19 protein-coding genes and 5 tRNA genes are annotated in these 21238 nt (G+C 41.0%); 4 read left to right on the top strand and 20 right to left on the bottom strand.

Annotated elements, in window-relative coordinates; all coding sequences use genetic code 11:
• Positions 1-125 precede the first annotated feature (125 nt).
• The 11 genes from uspE to B6K83_RS15510 form a co-directional block, all read right to left on the bottom strand.
• Positions 126-1058 (bottom strand): universal stress protein UspE, encoded by a 933-nt coding sequence (gene uspE / locus B6K83_RS15560; protein ID WP_085285787.1) that lies wholly within the window; start codon positions 1056-1058, stop codon positions 126-128.
• Positions 1059-1261: 203 nt separating this feature from the next.
• Complete coding sequence (fnr, locus tag B6K83_RS15555) at positions 1262-1981, bottom strand: fumarate/nitrate reduction transcriptional regulator Fnr (protein WP_085285786.1); 720 nt, start codon at positions 1979-1981, stop codon at positions 1262-1264.
• A gap of 56 nt (positions 1982-2037) precedes the next feature.
• Positions 2038-2697 (bottom strand): sulfite exporter TauE/SafE family protein, encoded by a 660-nt coding sequence (locus B6K83_RS15550; protein ID WP_085285785.1) that lies wholly within the window; start codon positions 2695-2697, stop codon positions 2038-2040.
• 4 nt (positions 2698-2701) lie between these two features.
• Positions 2702-2950 carry a cbb3-type cytochrome oxidase assembly protein CcoS gene (gene ccoS, locus B6K83_RS15545; protein WP_085285784.1) on the bottom strand — a complete coding sequence of 83 codons (249 nt, stop codon included), beginning with the start codon at positions 2948-2950 and terminating at the stop codon, positions 2702-2704.
• Entirely contained in the window at positions 2947-5340 is a 2394-nt protein-coding gene (locus B6K83_RS15540) for a heavy metal translocating P-type ATPase (protein WP_085285783.1), read from the bottom strand. Before B6K83_RS15540 ends, ccoS begins: the two co-directional genes overlap by 4 nt.
• 13 nt (positions 5341-5353) lie before the next feature.
• Positions 5354-5854, bottom strand: a complete 501-nt coding sequence (locus B6K83_RS15535) for a FixH family protein (protein WP_085285782.1) — start codon at positions 5852-5854, stop codon at positions 5354-5356.
• Between the two features lie 167 nt (positions 5855-6021).
• Positions 6022-6990 carry a cytochrome-c oxidase, cbb3-type subunit III gene (gene ccoP, locus B6K83_RS15530; protein WP_085285781.1) on the bottom strand — a complete coding sequence of 323 codons (969 nt, stop codon included), beginning with the start codon at positions 6988-6990 and terminating at the stop codon, positions 6022-6024.
• Positions 6983-7174 carry a cbb3-type cytochrome oxidase subunit 3 gene (locus B6K83_RS15525; protein ID WP_085285792.1) on the bottom strand — a complete coding sequence of 64 codons (192 nt, stop codon included), beginning with the start codon at positions 7172-7174 and terminating at the stop codon, positions 6983-6985. Before B6K83_RS15525 ends, ccoP begins: the two co-directional genes overlap by 8 nt.
• 5 nt (positions 7175-7179) lie before the next feature.
• Positions 7180-7824, bottom strand: coding sequence for a cytochrome-c oxidase, cbb3-type subunit II (ccoO, locus tag B6K83_RS15520; protein WP_085285780.1), 645 nt, complete (start codon positions 7822-7824; stop codon positions 7180-7182).
• 11 nt (positions 7825-7835) lie between these two features.
• Complete coding sequence (ccoN, locus tag B6K83_RS15515) at positions 7836-9257, bottom strand: cytochrome-c oxidase, cbb3-type subunit I (RefSeq protein ID WP_085285779.1); 1422 nt, start codon at positions 9255-9257, stop codon at positions 7836-7838.
• Between the two features lie 413 nt (positions 9258-9670).
• Complete coding sequence (locus B6K83_RS15510) at positions 9671-10339, bottom strand: Crp/Fnr family transcriptional regulator (RefSeq protein ID WP_085285778.1); 669 nt, start codon at positions 10337-10339, stop codon at positions 9671-9673.
• 236 nt (positions 10340-10575) lie between these two features.
• Between B6K83_RS15510 and B6K83_RS15500 the strand changes: the two genes are divergently transcribed.
• Positions 10576-11133, top strand: coding sequence for a hypothetical protein (locus tag B6K83_RS15500; protein ID WP_085285776.1), 558 nt, complete (start codon positions 10576-10578; stop codon positions 11131-11133).
• A 15-nt stretch (positions 11134-11148) separates the two neighbouring features.
• Here the strand turns inward: B6K83_RS15500 and B6K83_RS15495 are convergent, their stop codons facing one another.
• Both B6K83_RS15495 and B6K83_RS15485 read right to left on the bottom strand, forming a co-directional pair.
• The gene (locus B6K83_RS15495; RefSeq protein WP_085285791.1) at positions 11149-11769 is read right to left on the bottom strand and encodes a LysE family translocator; all 621 of its coding nucleotides are present in this window, start codon (positions 11767-11769) and stop codon (positions 11149-11151) included.
• Between the two features lie 333 nt (positions 11770-12102).
• Positions 12103-13221, bottom strand: a complete 1119-nt coding sequence (locus B6K83_RS15485; RefSeq protein WP_085285774.1) for a DUF3083 family protein — start codon at positions 13219-13221, stop codon at positions 12103-12105.
• 239 nt (positions 13222-13460) lie between these two features.
• Here B6K83_RS15485 and B6K83_RS15480 point away from each other — a divergent pair, with 239 nt between their 5' ends.
• Complete coding sequence (locus B6K83_RS15480; protein WP_092251496.1) at positions 13461-15110, top strand: M28 family metallopeptidase; 1650 nt, start codon at positions 13461-13463, stop codon at positions 15108-15110.
• 89 nt (positions 15111-15199) lie between these two features.
• On the opposite strand, the gene B6K83_RS18465 is transcribed toward B6K83_RS15480, so the two are convergent.
• The 6 genes from B6K83_RS18465 to B6K83_RS15460 form a co-directional block, all read right to left on the bottom strand.
• Positions 15200-15658, bottom strand: a complete 459-nt coding sequence (locus B6K83_RS18465) for a hypothetical protein (protein ID WP_198951696.1) — start codon at positions 15656-15658, stop codon at positions 15200-15202.
• Positions 15659-16140: 482 nt separating this feature from the next.
• Positions 16141-16227 (bottom strand) — tRNA-OTHER (locus tag B6K83_RS18365).
• A 56-nt stretch (positions 16228-16283) separates the two neighbouring features.
• A tRNA-OTHER gene (locus B6K83_RS18360) sits at positions 16284-16370 on the bottom strand.
• A 56-nt stretch (positions 16371-16426) separates the two neighbouring features.
• Positions 16427-16502, bottom strand: a tRNA-Asn gene (locus B6K83_RS15470).
• A 48-nt stretch (positions 16503-16550) separates the two neighbouring features.
• Positions 16551-16626, bottom strand: a tRNA-Asn gene (locus B6K83_RS15465).
• A gap of 207 nt (positions 16627-16833) precedes the next feature.
• Positions 16834-16909, bottom strand: a tRNA-Asn gene (locus B6K83_RS15460).
• A 512-nt stretch (positions 16910-17421) separates the two neighbouring features.
• On the opposite strand from B6K83_RS15460, the gene B6K83_RS15455 reads away from it, so the two are divergent.
• A complete protein-coding gene (locus B6K83_RS15455) occupies positions 17422-18795 on the top strand; it encodes an MATE family efflux transporter (RefSeq protein ID WP_085285773.1) in 1374 nt (457 codons plus the stop codon).
• On the top strand, positions 18795-20795 hold the full coding sequence (gene uvrB, locus B6K83_RS15450; RefSeq protein WP_269844023.1) for an excinuclease ABC subunit UvrB: 2001 nt from the start codon (positions 18795-18797) through the stop codon (positions 20793-20795). The genes B6K83_RS15455 and uvrB overlap by 1 nt, the downstream gene beginning before the upstream one ends.
• An 87-nt stretch (positions 20796-20882) precedes the next feature.
• Here the strand turns inward: uvrB and B6K83_RS15445 are convergent, their stop codons facing one another.
• Complete coding sequence (locus tag B6K83_RS15445; RefSeq protein ID WP_085285771.1) at positions 20883-21095, bottom strand: hypothetical protein; 213 nt, start codon at positions 21093-21095, stop codon at positions 20883-20885.
• Positions 21096-21238: the final 143 nt, after the last annotated feature.

Raw genomic sequence — 21238 nt, 5'->3', positions numbered from 1 at the left:
GTTTAACTCCTTTCGACTATGTTGCTTATTGTCTTGAACAACTCAGTGATCAAAATGTTGATGTTGAAGCTCTGCTACCTTGGAATGTAAAGCTTAGCTAGGTGCTGATCACCGGACGCTTACGTTTATTTAACATCAAGTGGTGATACATAACCGTCAGGTTTTAGTGCCAATACATCGCAATTAAGCCTATCAATCACATGCTCAGCTGTATTACCAATCAGTGCTGCAGACAAGCCGGTACGACCAATAGTGCCTAAAATAACGAGCTCTGCATCTAATGCATTGGCGACACTTTCAATAACATCTTCTGGCAAGCCTTCTTTAATATGAGTATTTTCTGGAGCAATATTAAACGCTTTAGCGTGTTCTAACATGGCGTTTTGTTGGTGCTCTAACATGGCGCGATTATAGTCAGTGGCATTAAACTCAGGAATTTCAATGGCAATATTGACCGGGGTGCCAGGGAAGGAATTTACTAAGTGTAAATTTGCCTTCATCACTTTCGTTAACTGCTTAGCTTCGGCGGTAATTTTATCGTTTAAGGAGTTGTGCTCATCTTCTTCACTGCCAATATTTACAGCCGCTAAAATGTTGCCGTTATCTGGCCACAAGTGTTCTTTAACTAACAGTACCGGGCAAGGGCATTTACGCAGAATATGCCAATCAGTTGGTGTAAAGATAACCGACTTTAATTTATCGTGTTGATGGGTACCTTTAATGACAATATCATAGCCGTTTTCCAGTACTTGCTCTATGATTTGCTCAAACGGGCGGTTATGCCAAACCACCTGACAATCCACGCTTAAACCGCTTAAGTCTAGTTCAGCAATTAGTGAATTTAACCATTGCTTTCGATCGTTAATAACCGATTGGCGCATGGCATCGCGCTCATCGCTAGATAGCATGGTGGTCATTTCATAAGAAAAGTCATAGATAGTCAAAAACGCGGTAATACTTGCTCCCGTTTTTTGGGCTAATTCAATAGCGCGTTTTAATGCTTTTTGATCTTCAGTGGTTGGGTCTACAACCGCGAGAATTTTTTGATACTTTTCCATAGTAAATTCCTATATCAATTGCCTACAGTATTTAACCAAAGCCTTGGTTATATATAACAATAGTCTAGTTTGAAACAATAATAGTTGTTTTAAATCAAATTATTATCGGGTCAAAACTAAAGAGAGTTTCACGTTAAGCATAGCGTGAAACTCTCAGATAAGGAAGTCTTGTGGTGTGCTGAAGCGTAGTGGTTAGTGTTAACTTACAGCGCCGCGCATTGGTTTAATTTTTCGCTGTCTAAAATGATAATAAGTTTACCATCGACTTGAATTAAACCGTTCTTATGGAAGCGATTTAATAACCGGCTGATAGTTTCTACCGTCAAGCCAATATAATTACCAATATCACTGCGGGTCATGGTTAAGCGAAACTCAGTGGCGGATAAGCCACGGGCATGGTAGCGGCTACTTAAGGCACTAATAAAGGTTGCTAAACGCTGTTCAGCATTTTTACGGTTCAATAAGGTTAGCATTTCCTGATCTTCACGAATTTCGCTACTCATCATGCGTAAAATTTGCTTTTTCAGCTTCGGCATATTGTTCGAAAGAGCATCAAGGGTGTTGTAAGGAATTTCACACACCATTGACGTTTCAAGCGCTTTAGCAAAGCTTGGGTGCTCAGTCTCGGCAATGGCATCAAAACCGAGTAGGTCTCCAGCTAAATGAAAGCCAGTAATTTGCTCTTCCCCTTGCTCATTGACGGTATAGGTTTTAAAGGTGCCAGAGCGAATTGCATACAGGGCATGCATAGGTTGACCATCATTAAATATTTGCTCGCCTTTTTGAATCGGGCGTTTACGATCGATAATATTATCTAGGGTGTCTAACTCTTTGTCGTTAAGGGAGAAAGGAAGGCACAGTTCGCTAATACTGCAATTTTGACAATGTATATGTTGCTGTTCAGCACAAGACTTATTACTCATAATGTCCCTAAAATAGCCAAAGAAATTTAATGATGTATATATTATTAGATGCGCTATTAATATGCAATGAGTATAGTATAAATGCCGTATGTCAGCAGTAAAATAGCGGCTAATTGCCTAAATAATGAATGACTTAATAAGGCTTTGACATTGAGTGTACCCAAAGACACGGTGAATAATGCAGGTAGGGTGCCAAGACCAAAAAACAGCATAATTAATGCGCCATTTAGTGCGTCGGCACTTGCCAGTGCCCAGGTCAAGGTTGAATACACTAAACCACAGGGCAGCCAGCCCCAAAGTGCGCCAAGACAAACGGCACTTTTTAGGTTCTTGATAGGAATAAAGCGTTTCGTTATTGGCGAAATATGACGCCACAAGCCTTTGCCTAAACGCTCAATACGGCTGAGCCACATCAACCATTGACCAAGGTATAGTCCTAGCAATATTAGAAAAATACCGGCAATGGTTTTTAAAAACGCGATAGGTATGCCGATATTCTTTGCCGCCATCGAGCTGGTAAAGGCAACCAGAGCGCCAATGACACTATAAGAGCCAATTCGACCCAAGTGATAGCCTAAAACAATAACGTATTTTTTTTGTGCAAGGTTATTGGATATAGCCGTTGTCAACATAGTGCTGATGCCACCACACATGACAATACAGTGCCCTGAGCCTAATAAGCCAATGACAAATGCGGAAAATAAATCGAGACTCATTAGTTTATTTTAACTTGCCAGTATCTTTGTTTTGCTGTGCCGTATGTTTATCCGCGACAAGCTGGTTGTTTGAGTGCTGATCTTTGTTTTTGGCGCTAGCTTGATTTAGGTTTTTATCATCATCAAACAGTATGCTCATGCCTTGTTTTTCTAAGTCCTCAAATTGCTCGGTTTTTACCGCCCAGAAAAATACATATATGCCTATTGCGGTTAACAGGATGGCAATGGGAATTAATACGTAAATAATACTCATTTTTTTAATAGCCTTAAAGAATTGCTAACCACAATAATGGAGCTCGCTGACATACCAATAACTGCCATGTAAGGCACAATATACCCCATTACCGCTAAGGGTAAAACCACCGCGTTATAAGCAAAAGCCCAACGATAATTTTGCTTGATAATACGGGTGGTGCGTTCAGATACTTGTTTAAGGGTAGCAATATTATTAAGCTTATTGCTCAGTAGGATCACATCCGCACCATTTTTTGCAATGTCGGTACCACTGCCCATGGCAATAGATAAATGTGCGGCACCCAGTACTGGCGTATCATTGACACCGTCACCTACCATAGCAACGGTGTGCGTTGCTTGTTGCTGTTTTATCGCATTGACTTTATCTTGGGCCGACAGGTTTGCTTGCACATTATCGAGTCTTAGCTGTTTTTGCAGCTGGTTACAACCAACTTCGTGATCGCCAGAGAGCATCAGTGTTTTGACTTTTTCAGATTGTAAATAGCTGATCAGTGCCTGAGCATCTGCTCTGGTACTATCACTTAAGTAAAACTCGGCAACTAATTGCTCGTTTTGCATTAGTACACATTGGGCGCTATGCGCCTGATTATTCGTAAGTAACCAAGAGCTTTTGCCTATTCGGTAAGAGAAATCGTTAACCGTGCCTGCAATGCCTGCACCTGGTGATACCACAACTTGGCTTGCGGTTTGATTAAAATCACGATAATGGCTAAACGCTTTTGCTAACGGGTGTGCAGAGTGCGCTTCTAATGCTGCAGCTATTGCCAAAACTTGTTGTTCACCGTCTTGGCCGTTTTCTTTAGCGAAGGGACCATAGGTTTTAATCGTGGTTATGGAAAATTCGCCAGTGGTCAAGGTACCGGTTTTATCAAAGGCGATAGCATCAATTTCTGGCATGGTTTCTAAAACATGCGCCGACTTTATTAAGATACCTTCACGATTGAGGCGCGTAGTCGCGCAGGTTAGTGCGGTCGGCGTTGCTAATGATAATGCACAAGGGCAAGTCACTACTAACACCGATAATGTTATCCAAAATGCTTGCTCTGGTTGATGCTGTGACCAGTAGATTGCAGTAACAGTGGCGACAAATAAAATCAATGCGACAAAGTATTGGGCAATTTTATCGGATAGTTTTGCAAGCTTAGGTTTATATCCTTGTGCACTTTCACTTAAGCGAATTAGTTGACTTAAAAAAGACTCTTGATTGCCATGCTTAACTTTCGCATTTAAGTTACCGTCGCCGTTAATGGTGCCCGCATAAATCTGATCAGGAGCTGTTTTATGTAATGGCAGTTGCTCGCCAGACAACATGGCTTCATTGACCTGACTTTTACCGGCTATGATAACGCTATCAGCAGGAACGGTTTCGCCTGGCTTAATCAAAATAGTATCACCCGCTTGTAAATGCGCGGCAGCAACAATGCTTTCTTTGCCTTGCTCTAGCTTAGTGGCAGTCATGGGCATTAATTTTAATAAGTTGGCTGAGACATCCGCTGCGCGAGTACGCGCCCTAAACTCAAGAAACTTGCCGATCAGTATTAAAAACGTAAACATAGAAACGGATTCAAAATACACTTCACCGCGTTGGCTAAATGTCGCCCAAACGCTAGCAAGAAACGCTAAACAAATCGCAATAGAAACCGGTACGTCCATCGACAACTGCCGCGCTTTTAAAGCATAAAACGCACTCTTGTAAAAGGGGTAGGCACCATAAGTAACAATTGGCAATGTTAAGAAGAAACTCGCCCAACGTAAGTAAACTTTATTGTGCGCGGCCATATCAGAAAATGCGCCAAAGTATAAGCCAAACGCGATCATCATAACTTGCATCATTAAAATACCAGAGATGCCTAAGCGTTTGATAAAGCTCTTAGTTTGGCGCTTGTTTATGGTTTCGGCGTTGCTGGCCTTAAACGGCAACGCTTGATAGCCAATTTTATCGATTAAGTTGAGAATTTCACTGAGCTTAATTTGCTGTGCTTGCCAACGCACTGTTGCTCTTTGTGTTGTGGCATTAACATTGACCTTTTTAACCCCTTTGAACTTGCTTAGCTGCATTTCAATTAACCAAGCACAGGCTGAGCAACTGATGCCATCAATGGTTAAAATTGCTTCCTTAAAGCCATCTTGAACATAGGTAAACTCATCTTGTAAATTGTCATCATCAAGAATCTCATTGCGTTGCAGTTGCTCAGGTACTAAAACTTCACCTTTTTGTGCTGGCGCACTGCGAAAGCGATAGTAGTCAGTTAATTTATTGTCAACAATAGTTTGTGCAACAGCCTGACAGCCAATGCAGCACATAGGCTGAGCGATATTGTCAATTTTAGTTATTAAATCAATGCCATTGGGTACAAACTCACCACAATGAAAACAATTTATACTCATTAATACAGGCTCATTAATTTGCTTCAGCAGTATTCGGTGTTATGGGGATAAAGCTTGATTGAGGTAAGCTGATTTTCGCTTGTATTTTCCAATGATCTTCAAACGGGCTAATGGTGATGCGCCATTTACCGGATAAGTCATGGCTCTCATCAAAGTAGTGGGTAAAGTTACCATTACCATCAGCGGTTAATGCAAGGTAAAAGTCTTTTTCGGCTAAGGTTGGGTGGTAAAAATTAACATTTAGTAGCGGAAACTCTTTTTCGATACCCGTTGGGCGTATGGTTAAGAAGTTATCTTCAAGCTTCAGTCCAAAGCGCATACCAAGTTTTTCAGCGTGGCGAATTTTACCTAATTCAAGATTGATCGCTTTGCCTTTCTTATAATAATCACCGACCACCAGCGCGTCAGGGTTTGAATTAGCAATGATAAAGGTCGCAATACCCGCAACCACGGCAGTGAAGGGCAAAATAAAAACAAGCCATGCCCAAGGCTCCTTATACCAAGATGTTTTCATGAAAAATTTCTTCTTGCGATAGCATGTCGCTATTATACGACTTTTCTGATGGCGTAACTATCAATAAAGTGTACTTTAATTGTAGCGAGTGAATTAAAAAAGCCTTGCTGCATTTAAGCACCAAGGCCTTGTTTCATATTACTAAATTATTCGCTGACGCGAATGCATCACTTTTGCGATAAGCTATAAACGTAGGCGCTGATCACATGCACTTTTTCTTCACCTAAGATATGCTGCCATGCTGGCATGACACCGGCACGACCGTTAGCAATCGAGGTTTCAACAGCACGCTGTGAGCCACCATATAGCCAAATGTTGTCAGTAAGGTTAGGTGCACCTAAAGCAATGCCCATCTCAGCGCTACCTTTACCTTCACTACCATGACATGCAGCACACATAGCAAATTTAGCTTCACCGGCTTTTGCCGCCTGAACGTCAACATCGCGACCACTTAAGCTCAACACAAAGGCCGCTACTTCTTTAACGCCTTGCTCACCACCTAATGCAGCACTCCATGCCATCATACCATTGGCTTTACGACCATGCATGATACTGTCTTTGATAGTTTTTGGGTCACCGCCATATAACCAATCATCATCGGTTAGGTCAGGAAAACCCGTGGTACCACGCGCATCTGAACCATGACATTGTGAACAGTTTTGTAAGAATAAACGTTGACCGACTTTCAGTGCTTCTTCGTCAGTAGCTAAAGTTTCAATGCTTTGTGCCGCATAAGCTTGAAAAATTGGCCCATATTTTTCATCAGCTGCAGCTACCTCGCGATCGTACTGGACAAGTTTACCAGCCGCTTTTGCTTGTTCTGCACTCGCTTTTGACTCTGCTAAATTCAAAACACCTTGGTTTGAGCTTTTCCAGCCTAATAAGCCTTGAAAGTTACCTAAACCTGGATAAAGCAATAAGTAGCCAAAACCCCAAATGATGGTTAAAAAGAAAAACGTACTCCACCATTTAGGTGGCGGATTATTTAATTCTTCAATACCGTCGTAACTGTGCCCTGTTGGGTCACCTTCTTTTACGCCAGCAAAGTTTTTTAAACACATACGCAGTATTAAATACATTAATACCAATGTGCCTAAGGTTAGTACCGTAATCCAAATACTCCAGAAGCTAGACATTATTATTAGTCTCCTGTTTGTTATTTTTGTTATCGCGATTTATGTCTTTAGGTTCTTCGAAAATTGAATTTGCCGCTTCATCAAACGCCGATTTGCGTTTTTTAGAATACGCCCAAACCACAATAACAATAAATAATGCCAATATTAAAAGGGCTATTAAGCCTCTAAGGGTGCCGTAGTCCATCATCATTACTTCAATGCATGACCAAGAGACTGAAGATATGCAATAACTGCATCCATTTCTGTTCTGCCTTTAACTGCTTTCTTAGCCGTTGCTATGTCTTCAGCAGAGTAAAGCGGAATGCTATTGCCTTGCTCGTCTTTATGACTACGGTTACGGGTGAGAAAATTAAAGGTTTCTAGCTTTTTAGCCGTTAATTCGCCATCTAGCGTTGTTTCAGCTAGCCAACGATAAGACGGCATATTTGACTCAGGTACCACAGAACGAGGGTCTAGGAGATGAGCACGATGCCAATCATCACTATATCGACCGCCAACACGCGCTAAGTCTGGACCTGTGCGCTTAGAGCCCCATAAAAATGGGTGTTCCCATACACTTTCACCAGCAACAGAATAATGACCATAACGCTCGGTTTCAGCACGAAACGGGCGGATCATTTGGCTATGACAAACGTGACAACCTTCACGAATGTAAATATCACGACCTTCTAGCTCTAACGCCGTATAAGGGCGTAAATTATCTACAGGCGTGGTAGTGGCTTTTTGGAAAAATAACGGGGTAATTTCAACCAAGCCGCCAATACTGATGGCTAAAATGGTAAAAATAAAAAACAAGCCAACGTTTTTTTCAAGCTTTTCGTGTTTATTGCTCATGCTTTGGCTCCTTAAGCTACTTCAACAGGCTTAAGACTTTCATCTTTAGCACCAATAGTTTTGAACATGTTGTAAGCCATTAATACAAAGCCTGCAACCACTAATACACCACCAACAAAGCGGATAAAATAGAATGGATATGATGCGGTTAAACTTTCTACAAAGCTATAGGTTAATGTACCGTCAGTATTAACTGCGCGCCACATCAAGCCTTGCATAACGCCTGAAATCCACATTGCTACTATGTATAAAACAACGCCAGTTGTATGTAACCAAAAATGCACATTAATTAAGCGTATGCTGTACATGCGGCCTTGGTTATAAAGTACCGGAATCAAGTGGTACAAGGCACCAATAGATACCATAGCTACCCAGCCAAGTGCGCCTGAGTGAACGTGACCTACAGTCCAGTCAGTATAATGTGAAAGCGCATTTACCGACTTGATTGCCATCATAGGGCCTTCAAAAGTCGACATACCGTAAAAAGATAGTGAGACAATTAAGAAACGAAGAATAGGATCATGACGAAGTTTATGCCATGCACCGGATAGGGTCATAATACCATTGATCATACCCCCCCAAGATGGCAGGAATAAAACAATCGACATTACCATACCAACTGATTGTGCCCAGTCAGGTAAAGCAGTGTAGTGAAGGTGGTGTGGGCCAGCCCAAATGTATAATGAAATCAGTGCCCAAAAATGAACAATTGATAAGCGATAAGAGTAGACTGGACGCTCTGCTTGTTTTGGTACGAAGTAATACATCATCCCCAAGAAACCAGCAGTTAATAAAAAGCCAACGGCATTATGTCCATACCACCACTGCATCATGGCGTCGATGGCACCTGAGTAGATAGAGTATGACTTCAGCATAGAAACAGGAATCACCATGCTGTTGCCAATGTGCAGTACTGCTACCGTTAAGATAAAGCCACCAAAAAACCAGTTGGCAACATAAATGTGTGAGACCTTGCGCTTAACCAAGGTACCAAAGAAGACAATAATATAACTTACCCACACCAAGGCGATTAATATATCAATTGGCCACTCAAGCTCAGCATATTCTTTACTTGAAGTATATCCCAGTGGCAAAGTGATCACGGCAAGAACAATGACGGCTTGCCAGCCCCAAAAGGTAAAAGCTGCTAGCTTGCCACCAAAGAGTGCTGTTTTACAGGTACGCTGAACAACATAATATGAAGTCGCAAACAGGGCACTGGTACCAAAAGCGAAAATTACCGCATTGGTATGCAGTGGACGAAGACGAGAATAGGTTAACCATGGTGTGTCAAAGTTTAAAGCAGGCCAAATTAATTGCGCTGCAATAAGAACACCAACTAAAGTACCAACGATCCCCCAAATAACAGTCATTATGGTGAATTGACGCACCACTTTGAGGTTATAGGACGGATGATCAAGCGTTGTTGTCATTTTTATTGTTCCGTTACTAGGTTAGATTTTGCAAATTCTTTAAAAACTTACATTTTTTAAAGAAAAGTGCAGAGAAGCCGTGATAAATGTCACACTCAATATTGAGTAATTCTAAATTCCCGGTAATTTTACCTTTCGCCAATGACATAAATCAACCGCAAAGCTTGATTTAAATCAACAAAAAAATTTTGTGGCATTTTAAAGCGTCAACTCGTCAGAGCAATTGCTTGCAAATAAGTTGAATTGTTAGAAAAGGTTACTATTAAAAGTAGGCTAATTTAGCGCAAACAGCGAGTATAGCAAGCGACAATTATTGCCGATGTTAAATGCGCCTGATTGAGTAAAAGTAAAGCGCGAGCGACTGAGCGTCATTATTTGGTGATTTAGATTTGGTGACTTAGCGCACACAACGCTTAACTGTATGCTATGTGCTCTAATTTTGCTAAATCTAATATTTCAATGTTTTTTGCTTGAATCGACAACAAGCCTTTTTGTTGAAATTTTGAAAATATGCGACTTAAGGTTTCACGCCGAAACCCCAAATGGTTGGCAATGGCATCGCGACCAACAGGTAAGTATAGCTTTGTACCGCTTTCTTGATAGCGACTATTACGTTTAAATAAGTTAAGCATAAAAGCCGCGAGTAAACTTTCAGCGGTGTGTTTGGCGACAACAGAGCTAAACTCCTCACGCAACATGGCATTTTGTTTACTCAACAACGTAATTAGGTTTAATTGCAGTTCAGGCATTAATTTGCCACATTCGTTAAGTTCTTTTAAATCAATTTTACACACACTGGTATGACCGACCGCGACCGCGTTATATTGATAATGTTGATTGTGAATAGCATCTTCGCCAATAAGCTCACCAGGAAAGCGAAAACCTATTACTTTTTCATTGTTTTCTGCTGATTGCTCAGTAAGCTTAAAACAGCCGGCACATACCGCATATATTGCATCAGCCGGTTCTTGATGAAGGAATAAGGGCGTGGCGTTACTAACAATGTTATGTTTAGATAAATAGCTATCCATGATAGATATTTCAGTTTTGCCAGCTTTGAGTGGCCGACATATAGGTTGCATGGAGCAATTTTCGCAGTCAATGTATTTAGGTTTAGCTTGCTTTAACTTAACACAGGTTGTTGATTCATTTTCCACAGGCAAATTCGCGAAGTCGGTTCAAGATAAGCAAAATCATAGCAAAGTCAATTACAACAAGATTTGTTTCAAATCAAAAATAGTGGCTAATAAAGTGATAAATATCATTGCCGCTTGTGTATGATGGCGGCAAAAATAGTCTACTAGTTGGAGAGTGAAGGGTGTTTGGAAGTATTAAAGTAAAATTGTTGCCATTGTTTGTGCTAGTTGTTGGTCTTAGTGCATGCAAACCTGCACCCGAGTCGACGAGTCAGAGCAATAAATCAAACGCTAAAACTTGGCAATGCCTTACAACACAAAGTCATTGTCAGTTTGACCTTGGCGTTGGTCATATCGAGTTGCTATTTGATGTTAATAAAATTGTTGCAGAACAAGCTTCGCGTATGATGATCAAGTATCAGGGGCCGGAAAAGATTAGTCACATCAGTGGTTACCTTGAGGGTGTTGATATGTATATGGGCAAAGTTCCATTGTTTTTTGAGCAGCAATTAGCAACAGCTGCGCGCAGTCAGTCGCTGATTAACCATGACACAGACACCAGTACAGAGAGCACCAAAGGCGTCACATCACAAGTGACTCAAACACAAAGTTTTCAGGCGGATATTTTGGTTGGTAGCTGCGCGGCTGAGCAAATGACCTGGCGTATATGGCTAACCTTTACCACAAGCGAACAGAAAACATTTAATAAAACGCTAACGATAGTCAGTTATCGCCATTAAAGCGCTACTTTGCTGCTAACTCATGGCTAACCAAGCAGCAACCAGCAACATTAAGCTACCTGAAATCTTATTTAATAACTGCACATTATTGTTTTTGACTAATATTTGGCTAATAGTTTTACCGCCGGTGGCATATAAGGTCATACAAATAAACTCTGAAAATAAAATCACTAGCACTAAAATCGCCAGTTGTGGTGCTAAAGGCAGCGTTTGACTAATAAAGGGCGGCAGCAATGACACCATAAACGCCCACCCTTTAGGGTTGGCAATGGCAGTAAAAAAGCCCTGTTGAAATAAGCTACGTTTGCTAATTGCCTGTGTGCTTTGGTTGTTATCAGTGGCTATTTCAGTTTTTGCGCGCCACATATTAATCCCAACATAGGCCAAGTATAAGGCGCCGAGTATTTTAAATGTTTGAAATAGCTCTGGGAATTTTGTCATTATCGTGGCAACTCCCAGTACTGAGGCTATGGCCACCGTAGCAACACCTAATAACTCACCATACATCATCCAAAAGGTTTTTCTAACGCCAATAGTGATGCCCAAACTCATCGCTAAGGTCATACACATACCAGGGGTTAAACTGACGATAAAAAACGTTGGAATAAAAAGGCTTAACAGTGTGATATCAATCAAGGGCATTCATCGCTATAGCTTTGATAAAAAATATAGGCGATATGTTAGCTTAATCTGGGTTCGCGTGTCACAAACAAATTTACGATTAAACAATTTTTTAACGTTAACTAAGGCCTGTTGGCGAGCTAGCCCAAGCAAAGCCTTTGCTATGTTTGCTGCCCACAAAACGGCGACAACAAGGTAAAATGCGCAGTGCACGGAACTAAGCTGGCGGCTAAAAGCGCATTATTCATAATTGAGCTGTATTTGCATAGCGAGACTAGGGCGCATACTGCTTGCTACGATTAAAGCGCTTATTTCGACCAAATTTAACGGTGCAAGAACAACGCCCCGTTAGGCATTAGGATAAAAGCCAATATGCTGATGAAAACGCACGGTAAGTTCTTCTTTATCTTGCACATAGTTAAGTTTTTGGGCAATACTTTGCAGCGCATTTTCGATTTGAATAAGAAACTTACCATAACCATGACTGGTTTTATCTTGCTCACTGGCAACAAAAATAAATTGAACGTTATCAACTAATTGATCGGCAGCCCATTTACAAATATAACCGCCATCGGTATTTTTAGGGTTATAACCTAGCATCAGCAGCTCACCTTTTGCTATGGTGTTTTCATCTTCACTACGACGCACAATGGGAACTAGGTCGTTCGCAATAATAGCGCCATTTTTTAACTGATGTTTTTTCGCCGCGCTGATAAAAGCATCAGCAATATAGTTATAAAGTGGGCTGTAATTCCCACCTTCGCTATGATCTAGTGCTACTAGCTTGCGCAAGCGACGGTTGATAGGCATATCTGCTATGGCATAAGTTAACTCGTCACTATTGCTTGGTAGCGTAATATCGTCCGCTGCGTAACGATTAGAGATGCTGCGCAACTTATGCACTTGATTACCTTGTATGCCTTTATCTTTTGCAAATAAATCATAGGTTAAGTGCTGATGATCGCTGATACGTATCGCAGCTAAAGGCAAGTCTATTTGTTCGGCAAACTTGCTGATCGCTTGGACGACTTTTTGATGAAACTTAGCCGAGTTGTGACGGATTTCATCACCATTCGCTAAAAATACTAAGTGTACTTTACGCGCTTGTTTACTGGCATCAAAGTAGGCGTTTTGATTGTGGTGATAACGAGAGTTATATAAAAATAAAATTTGTTGCGCTGTTTGCGCGGTTAGTTTTTCTGGGCTAAAACGAACACGGGCTAATTTATCATTGGCAACAAACTGACCGCTTTCAATATCAAACTCTTCATTGATGTTAAAAAACAGTGTTGAAAGCTTGTTGTAAAAATCTAAATATGCGTGTTCTTGATTGCTATCAATTGCGCCAGCGACCTTTTCAATTAAGCTGTCGGTGATCTTAAATTTTGCCAATAAATATTGGTTTTCACGAGCCGATGCTGGTATGTGAACTTTGTGTTGAACGTTTCTTTTACGAGAGAGTGGCATAACGATGAACCTATTAACCTATTAATTGAAATCCACGCCATATTAGCAACGATCAAATCGGTCAATGATGATTTATATCAAACACTAAACACTTTTATTATCTTGATTAAACCTTTAACTAAAACTTTATTGATAAATCGCATATATCTAGCGTTTTATCACCAATACCGTTAGTCTATGCCTGTTTAAATTCGCCAATAATACTGATAATTTGGTGTAACCATAATAGGAGAGTTCCGTTGAGTTATATTCGAGAAAAGCGCCAGCAAATACTGAGTGGTGCCGGTGCCATTTTAATGTCGATGAGTGCATATGCACACAACAGTTTTGAGCACGCTTACCAATCGTTTGACATTGACGCCATTAAAGCAGACGTTAAAACTTTATCATCTGATAAATTTGCCGGGCGTGAGCCGGCTACCGAAGGTGAAATATTAACAACCAATATGTTAATTTCACGCTTTAAAAAATTAGGTTTAATGCCAGGTAATGGCGATAGCTATTTACAAGCCGTGCCCATGAATAGCATTGTGAGTGAGCCGGTCAACGGGCTAACGATTGCAGATATTAGCTTTGAATTTCCAAAAAACTATGTTGCTAGCTCGCGTCAAACCCGTGAACATATTAGCCTTAATAATTCAGAGTTAGTCTTTGTTGGTTATGGTATTAACGCACCTGAATATCAGTGGAATGACTACAAAGACGTTGATGTTAAAGGCAAAACTGTGGTGATTTTAGTTAACGATCCTGGGTATGCCACACAAGATGCTAAGTTATTTGACGGCAATACCATGACCTATTACGGTCGTTGGACTTATAAATACGAAGAAGCGGCACGTCAAGGTGCAGCGGGTGCAATTATTGTCCATGAAACCAAGCCAGCAAGCTATGGTTGGAATGTGATTGAAAGCAGCTGGACCGGGGCACAGTACCATTTGCCAGCCAAAGAAGTTAATGAGCCAACAGTGGATGTTGAAATGTGGATCAGCACAGAAAAAGCGCATGAGTTAATGAAGAAAGCAGGCTTTGATTTCAATGAGTTAAAAGCACAAGCTTTATCTAAAGACTTTAAAGCGTTACCGTTAAAATTAACGGCGAATATCAAAGTTAAAAATACCATCACAGACTCAGTGTCTAATAACGTTATTGCCACTATCCCAGGTAGTAAACGCGCCGACGAGCATGTAATTTACATGGGGCACTGGGATCACCTAGGTACAACAACAATCGACGGTAAAAAAGTTATTTTTAATGGCGCTCATGACAACGCAACCGGAACGGCAGGTTTAATGCATATTGCTAAGGCCTATAAAGCTTTGGATAAAACGCCCGAGCGTTCAGTAACCTTTGTTGCGGTAACCGCAGAAGAGCAAGGCCGTCTAGGTTCGCGCTACTTTGCCAACCACCCAACCATGCCATTGAACAAAGTGGTTGGTATGATCAATATGGACTCGTTAGATATTTCTGGCGTGAAAAAAGACTTAACCGTTGTTGGTTTTGGCAAGTCAGAGCTTGAAGATTATTTAGCTAAAGCTGCTAAGCGTCAAGGACGTACCTTGACACCAGAGCAAACACCAGAGCGTGGTTATTATTACCGCTCAGATCACTTTAGCTTAGCTAAAAAAGGTGTGCCGGCGCTCAGCGCAGGTGGTGGCTCGGTTTGGTTAAATGCAGAGCAAAAGGCGATTGGTGACAAAGTCTCGGCATTAGTGGCCAAGTGCTATCACCAAGTGTGTGATGAATACGATGAAAACTGGGGTTGGCAAGGCATGGTTGCTGAACTGCAAGTATTTTTTGAAACCGGCTTAATGTTAAGTAACAGTAATGATTGGCCAAACTGGCGTGCAGGTAGTGAGTTTAAGGCTACGCGTGACGCTATGATGAAATAAGTCATTAATTCAGTTTCAATGTCATATAAGGGCTAAGTGAAAACTTAGCCCTTTTTTATTGCGCTAATTCGTTCTAAATAAGGTTGAAATTAGCATCCCTTGCCATCAGACTGAGCGACAATACCGCGCGCAACTTTTACAAAGTCATGATTAGCGAAATCTTTCACTGTTTTGATATTAAACATTTTTTCCAGTACTTCGCCATCACCAGCCGACACACCCTTGATAGCATAAACCGGAGCGTTGGCAATTTCACTAAAAGGCTTACCAGCAAACTCTTTATCTAACATGCCTGAAATATCAATGTTGTTATCAGCATTGCTTGCGCTGTCTTCTTGCACGAGTAAATCGAGTGGTAAAGAGAAGCCAGATCTTATCGTTCGCGCCAGTACCAAGGCATCTTCAGCAGAGGTCATAAAAAGCGCATCTCTGACACAGCGCGCAAGGTCAAGATCACAATCTGCGGCACATGCCACTTGGTCTGCTGTACCAGGCAAGCGTGAACAACGCCTCATACAACTTAACCAATCTTTAAAGCAACTAGCCATGTTGGTTCTCCTTGTTCAAAATGAGCATAAAGCATCAGTATTGTCACAGATACAGCTCATTTTTCATAAAGTGACCTCTGTATTATAGCGTACATTTAACAAGCAAACTTTAAGCTATACGCTCGCTATACGGTACTAGCGGCATTAGCTAAGGCTATTTCGGCTAAAAATGAGCGAAAGCCTAGGCGATAAATGGTAAGTTATAAACGGCAAGCAGTAAGCGGTCAGTAAAACAGTGGTCTTATTCGCTGTTGTTGAGTAGTCTGTGATTAATGTGCACCTGAGCATACTTACCTAGATTTTAGACGCAAAAAGCTGCTTTAAAGCAGGCTTTTCTCTGTAGCTCCTCAACCTGGACTTGAACCAGGGACAAACGTTGTTTTTATAAGAGTACAGTCCGTTGCGCTAGCAATTGAGCTATTTAGAAAATTTTCTTCAAATTTTAGATGAAAAAAAACTGCTAAAAAGCAGGCTTTTTTATGTGGCTCCTCAACCTGGACTTGAACCAGGGACAAACGTTATTTTTATAAGAGTACAGTCCGTTGCGCTAGCAATTGAGCTATTTAGAAAAGTCTCTTCAAATTTTAGATGAAAAAAAACCTGCTAAAAAGCAGGTTTTTTTATGTGGCTCCTCAACCTGGACTTGAACCAGGGACAAACGTTGTTTTTATAAGAGTACAGTCCGTTGCGCTAGCAATTGAGCTATTTAGAAAAGTCTCTTCAAATTTTAGATGAAAAAAAACCTGCTAAAAAGCAGGTTTTTTTATGTGGCTCCTCAACCTGGACTTGAACCAGGGACAAACGGATTAACAGTCCGTTGCTCTACCAACTGAGCTATTGAGGAATAAAGTTTTTACTTCCTTTATTATGGAAGAGAGCATCGCTCTTAATGTGGCTCCTCAACCTGGACTTGAACCAGGGACAAACGGATTAACAGTCCGTTGCTCTACCAACTGAGCTATTGAGGAATTGTTCTTTTCGTACAAGTAACCGTTTTTTAATTATATTAGAAAACCATTACATTTTAATTTGGCTCCTTTGCTGAACTTGTACAACCAACAGGGACAAACGCCTGTTTATTATAAGAGTACAGTCCGTTGCTCAATTTACTGAGCGATTAAGGAACTTTTTGTAACCGTTTTTTAATTATATTAGAAAACCATTACATTTTAATTTGGCTCCTCAACCTGGACTTGAACCAGGGACAAACGGATTAACAGTCCGTTGCTCTACCAACTGAGCTATTGAGGAATTATATTGTTTGCCACTACTGGCTAACGGGGCGGAATATTAAAGGGCGCTCGCCATACTGTCAATACAAAAAACAGAAAAAAATCATTTTATTGTTTGTTTGCTTAAATAGCAGCCATAGTTACTAACTATTGGCTGATTTTTGGTGAATAAATGGTCAGTACATGAGCATAGATATAAAAAAGGAGTTATCCACTTATTCTGTGGATAACTATGTGAGTTAAAGTGTGTAGAGATGTAAGTAAAACGGTAGAATGCGGCTTATAGCAAAATGTTCTTTTATTGCTCAAGTTTAAAATGTCCTTTAATAATAACGGGTTGCTTGTGTTTTGTTGGCTTTATGAACATGGGCGTGTGTTTTTTGCACAGAGGTGATGTTTAACACAATTGCTGTGTATTTCTGCAGCGCAATGACAGATTATTTAATTACCTGAAATATAAGCGTAGCGAGTCTTTGCACGATCTTTTACAATAGTAAATGATTTCAATTTATTATTTGTTTTGAAAACTTAATGACTAAACCTGAAAAGACTCACCAAATTAACTTGCTAAAAGACCCCGTTGCGCCAACGTTAAAAGCTATGACTATTCCTATGGTTTACGGCATGCTGTTGTTGATGACTTTTAACTTAGTCGATACTTTTTTTGTAGGTTTATTAGGCACACAACCTTTAGCGGCGATAAGTTTTACGTTTCCAATAACCTTTAGCCTGATCAGTTTAACCATAGGTTTAGGCATAGGCACTTCGGCGGTTATTGCGAGGGCGCTAGGTAAAGGAGATATGACTCGAGCCAAAAACCTAGCAACGAGTGCATTGTATTTAACGGCCATGATTGTAGGCTTGCTTGCTATTATTGGTTACTTGTTGATTGATGAGATGTTTTTGCTGCTTGGCGCGAGTGTTGAGTTGCTGCCGCTTATTCATCAATACATGGGTATATGGTTTTTAGGTTGTATTTGTTTAATTGGCCCTATGATTGGTAATGCTGTTTTACGGGCGTCCGGCGATACCAAAACGCCCAGTATAATTATGGGCAGTGCTGGTTTAATTAACGCGATTTTAGATCCTATTTTTATATTTGGCTTTGGTCCTGTACCTGCAATGGGTATTCAGGGGGCTGCTTATGCAACCTTGTTATCTTGGGTGTTTGGCTTAATTTATGTGCTGTATATTTTAGCGGTAAAACGAGGATTGATTCATCGCTTTGGTATGTCAGTAAAAGATTTTATTGACTCCGCTCGTGCTATTTTGCATATAGGTTTGCCCGCAGCGGGGGCCAATATGCTGACCCCAATTGCTTCAGCAGTATTAACTGCAATTGTCGCAACGTATGGTGCGTCAGCGGTTGCAGCCTTTGGTGTAGGCTCTCGTATTGAATCTATTGCCTGTCTGGTGGTGTTGGCGATGTCGATGACCTTACCACCGTTTATTAGTCAAAACTTAGGCGCAGGCCATTTTAAACGTGTCCAACAAGCCTATAAAGCCTCAATCAAATTTGTCTTGCTCTGGCAGCTGTTAATTTATGTCGTGCTAGTGCTTATTGCGCCATTTATTGCCGATATGTTTGCTAAAGAGCAAGCGGTGGCGGATATCATTAAACTATTTATTTGGATCCTGCCCTTAGGTTATGGCTTGCAAGGTATTATCATTTTAACCAATTCATCATTTAATGCGTTGCATAAACCTATGGTAGCACTGACACTGAGCATAGTTCGGCTGTTTGTTTGTTATGTACCACTGGCTTATATTGGCAGTCTTTGGTTTGGCTTAGTCGGCTTTTTTATCGGTGCCTTGCTCGGCAATTTGCTGATGGCGGCAATTTCTTACCATTTATTTACTCAGCAGTGTAAAAAAGACTGTTTAGCACAGGAGGTTGTTGTTTGATGAAAGCGTTAAAAATACATTCTGATTATACGCCCAGTGGCGATCAACCAACGGCAATTGCAAAATTACTTGACGGTATAGACTCGGGATTGGCGCATCAAACTTTACTAGGCGTTACCGGCTCAGGTAAAACCTTTACCATTGCCAATGTTATTGAAAAGCTTAATCGTCCAACCATGATGTTGGCGCCAAACAAAACACTAGCGGCACAATTATACGGTGAAATGAAAGAGTTTTTCCCTGAAAACGCCGTAGAGTATTTTGTTTCTTATTATGATTACTATCAACCCGAAGCGTATGTACCGACAACCGATACCTTTATTGAAAAAGATGCCTCGGTAAACGAACATATTGAGCAAATGCGACTGTCGGCGACCAAAGCCTTATTGGAACGCCGAGATGTTATTATTGTTGCTTCAGTCTCGGCAATTTATGGTTTAGGCGACCCTGACTCTTACTTAAAAATGATGCTGCATATCAGTGTTGGCGACATTATTAATCAGCGTGATATTTTACGGCGATTAGCAGAGTTACAATACACCCGTAATGACGTTGCTTTTCAGCGCGCTACCTATCGCGTGCGTGGCGATGTCATTGATATATTTCCCGCCGAGTCTGATCGTATGGCGCTGCGTGTTGAATTATTTGACGAAGAAATTGAACGCATCAGTGTTTTTGACCCACTCACCGGAGAAATAGAGCGTACACTTGCACGGGTCACGGTTTACCCGAAAACCCACTATGCAACGCCACGCGATAAAATATTAGCGGCAGTCGAGCAAATAAAAATTGAGTTAAAAGAGCGTTCTACACAGTTAAAAGCCAATAATAAGCTGGTGGAAGAGCAGCGCATTGTGCAGCGCACACAATTTGATATTGAAATGATGACAGAGCTTGGCTATTGCTCAGGCATTGAAAACTATTCACGTTATTTATCGGGCCGAGAGCCTGGTCAAGCGCCACCGACACTGTTTGATTATTTGCCGCCTGATGGCTTATTAATTATTGATGAGTCGCATGTGACGGTGCCGCAAATTGGTGCTATGTATAAAGGTGATCGCTCGCGCAAAGAAAACCTTGTTGAATATGGTTTTAGGCTACCTTCTGCGCTTGATAACCGCCCGATGATGTTTGATGAGTTTGAAGCCTTATCGCCACAAACTATTTATGTTTCGGCGACGCCAAGCAATTATGAAATTGAAAAGTCAGCTGGTGAAATTGCCGAGCAAGTGGTGCGGCCGACCGGCTTACTTGACCCTGAAATTGAGGTGCGACCCGTAGAGACGCAAGTAGATGACTTGCTTTCTGAGATTCACAAGCGCGTGCAAATTAATGAAAGGGTATTAGCCACTACGTTAACCAAGCGCATGGCGGAAGACTTAACCGATTATTTAGACGAGCATAATATCAAAACCCGATACCTACATTCAGATGTTGATACGGTTGAGCGGGTAGAAATTATTAGAGACTTTCGTTTAGGTAAATTTGATGTTTTAGTGGGTATTAACTTGCTACGAGAAGGGCTAGACATGCCAGAAGTCTCGTTAGTGGCAATTTTAGATGCCGATAAAGAAGGCTTCTTACGCTCTGAACGCTCACTAATTCAAACCATAGGGCGAGCCGCCCGTAACCTTAATGGCCGCGCCATTTTATATGCCGACCGTATTACTGGCTCAATGCGCAAAGCCATTGATGAAACACAAAGACGTCGTGCTAAACAACACCAGTACAATATTGATAACAATATAACACCGCAAGGGGTTATTCGAAATATTTCTGATGTGATGGATGTCGATGGTGGCAAAGCTCGCGCGGCAGCAGCATTGAAAGTGGCAGCGCCTACCGCCAAATATGAAAAGTTAAGCACCAAAGAAATTGATCTGAAAGTGCAGGAGTTAGAAGCAAAAATGTTTAACCACGCACAAAACCTAGAGTTTGAACTAGCCGCTGCAGTGCGTGATGAAATTAAGATCTTACGCGAGCAACAGCTGGTTACTTAATAAGCATTAATACTACAGCGTTTAGGCTGTGCTGAGCCGCCATTTCTGGCTTATCACCGCCTAAAACACTGTAGATAAGTTTTTAGCTTAGGGGATTTCTGGCATCATGTATTGATTTATTATCTTCGCCACATTGTCAGTATTACAATGCTTTAAGGTACTGACATCATTGATTATTTTATCTTGAATGTCAACAGGGAAAAGCATCAATTGCTCTAAATATAAATGAGCGTAGGTGTCGCTGTTATGGTTAATTAGCTCGATTAACCGATCAGCATGGTTATTCCAAATAGCACTCATATTAGCTCCTCATTAACTTACTGACATTAACCTAATAGTAAACAGTTGACGACTTGGTTAACGGTTGGTTTTGCTGTACAAGCTTTACGTTAAGTGCACCGCTTTATGACAGCCCCAAAGCACCATCAATACATAATGGCCTT

The sequence above is a fragment of the Colwellia chukchiensis genome (genome assembly GCF_002104455.1).
Lineage (GTDB): Bacteria > Pseudomonadota > Gammaproteobacteria > Enterobacterales > Alteromonadaceae > Cognaticolwellia > Cognaticolwellia chukchiensis.
This window is presented reverse-complemented; position numbering and strand designations above follow the sequence as displayed.

Excerpts from the sequence above, each read along its gene's own strand:
- uspE (WP_085285787.1), bottom strand. The coding sequence starts at position 1,058 with ATGGAAAAGTATCAAAAAATTCTCGCGGTTGTAGACCCAACCACTGAA.
- fnr (WP_085285786.1), bottom strand. The coding sequence starts at position 1,981 with ATGAGTAATAAGTCTTGTGCTGAACAGCAACATATACATTGTCAAAAT.
- B6K83_RS15550 (WP_085285785.1), bottom strand. The coding sequence starts at position 2,697 with ATGAGTCTCGATTTATTTTCCGCATTTGTCATTGGCTTATTAGGCTCA.
- ccoS (WP_085285784.1), bottom strand. The coding sequence starts at position 2,950 with ATGAGTATTATTTACGTATTAATTCCCATTGCCATCCTGTTAACCGCA.
- B6K83_RS15540 (WP_085285783.1), bottom strand. The coding sequence starts at position 5,340 with ATGAGTATAAATTGTTTTCATTGTGGTGAGTTTGTACCCAATGGCATT.
- B6K83_RS15535 (WP_085285782.1), bottom strand. The coding sequence starts at position 5,854 with ATGAAAACATCTTGGTATAAGGAGCCTTGGGCATGGCTTGTTTTTATT.
- ccoP (WP_085285781.1), bottom strand. The coding sequence starts at position 6,990 with ATGTCTAGCTTCTGGAGTATTTGGATTACGGTACTAACCTTAGGCACA.
- B6K83_RS15525 (WP_085285792.1), bottom strand. The coding sequence starts at position 7,174 with ATGGACTACGGCACCCTTAGAGGCTTAATAGCCCTTTTAATATTGGCA.
- ccoO (WP_085285780.1), bottom strand. The coding sequence starts at position 7,824 with ATGAGCAATAAACACGAAAAGCTTGAAAAAAACGTTGGCTTGTTTTTT.
- ccoN (WP_085285779.1), bottom strand. The coding sequence starts at position 9,257 with ATGACAACAACGCTTGATCATCCGTCCTATAACCTCAAAGTGGTGCGT.
- B6K83_RS15510 (WP_085285778.1), bottom strand. The coding sequence starts at position 10,339 with ATGCAACCTATATGTCGGCCACTCAAAGCTGGCAAAACTGAAATATCT.
- B6K83_RS15485 (WP_085285774.1), bottom strand. The coding sequence starts at position 13,221 with ATGCCACTCTCTCGTAAAAGAAACGTTCAACACAAAGTTCACATACCA.
- B6K83_RS18465 (WP_198951696.1), bottom strand. The coding sequence starts at position 15,658 with ATGGCTAGTTGCTTTAAAGATTGGTTAAGTTGTATGAGGCGTTGTTCA.
- B6K83_RS15455 (WP_085285773.1), top strand. The coding sequence starts at position 17,422 with ATGACTAAACCTGAAAAGACTCACCAAATTAACTTGCTAAAAGACCCC.
- uvrB (WP_269844023.1), top strand. The coding sequence starts at position 18,795 with ATGAAAGCGTTAAAAATACATTCTGATTATACGCCCAGTGGCGATCAA.
- B6K83_RS15445 (WP_085285771.1), bottom strand. The coding sequence starts at position 21,095 with ATGAGTGCTATTTGGAATAACCATGCTGATCGGTTAATCGAGCTAATT.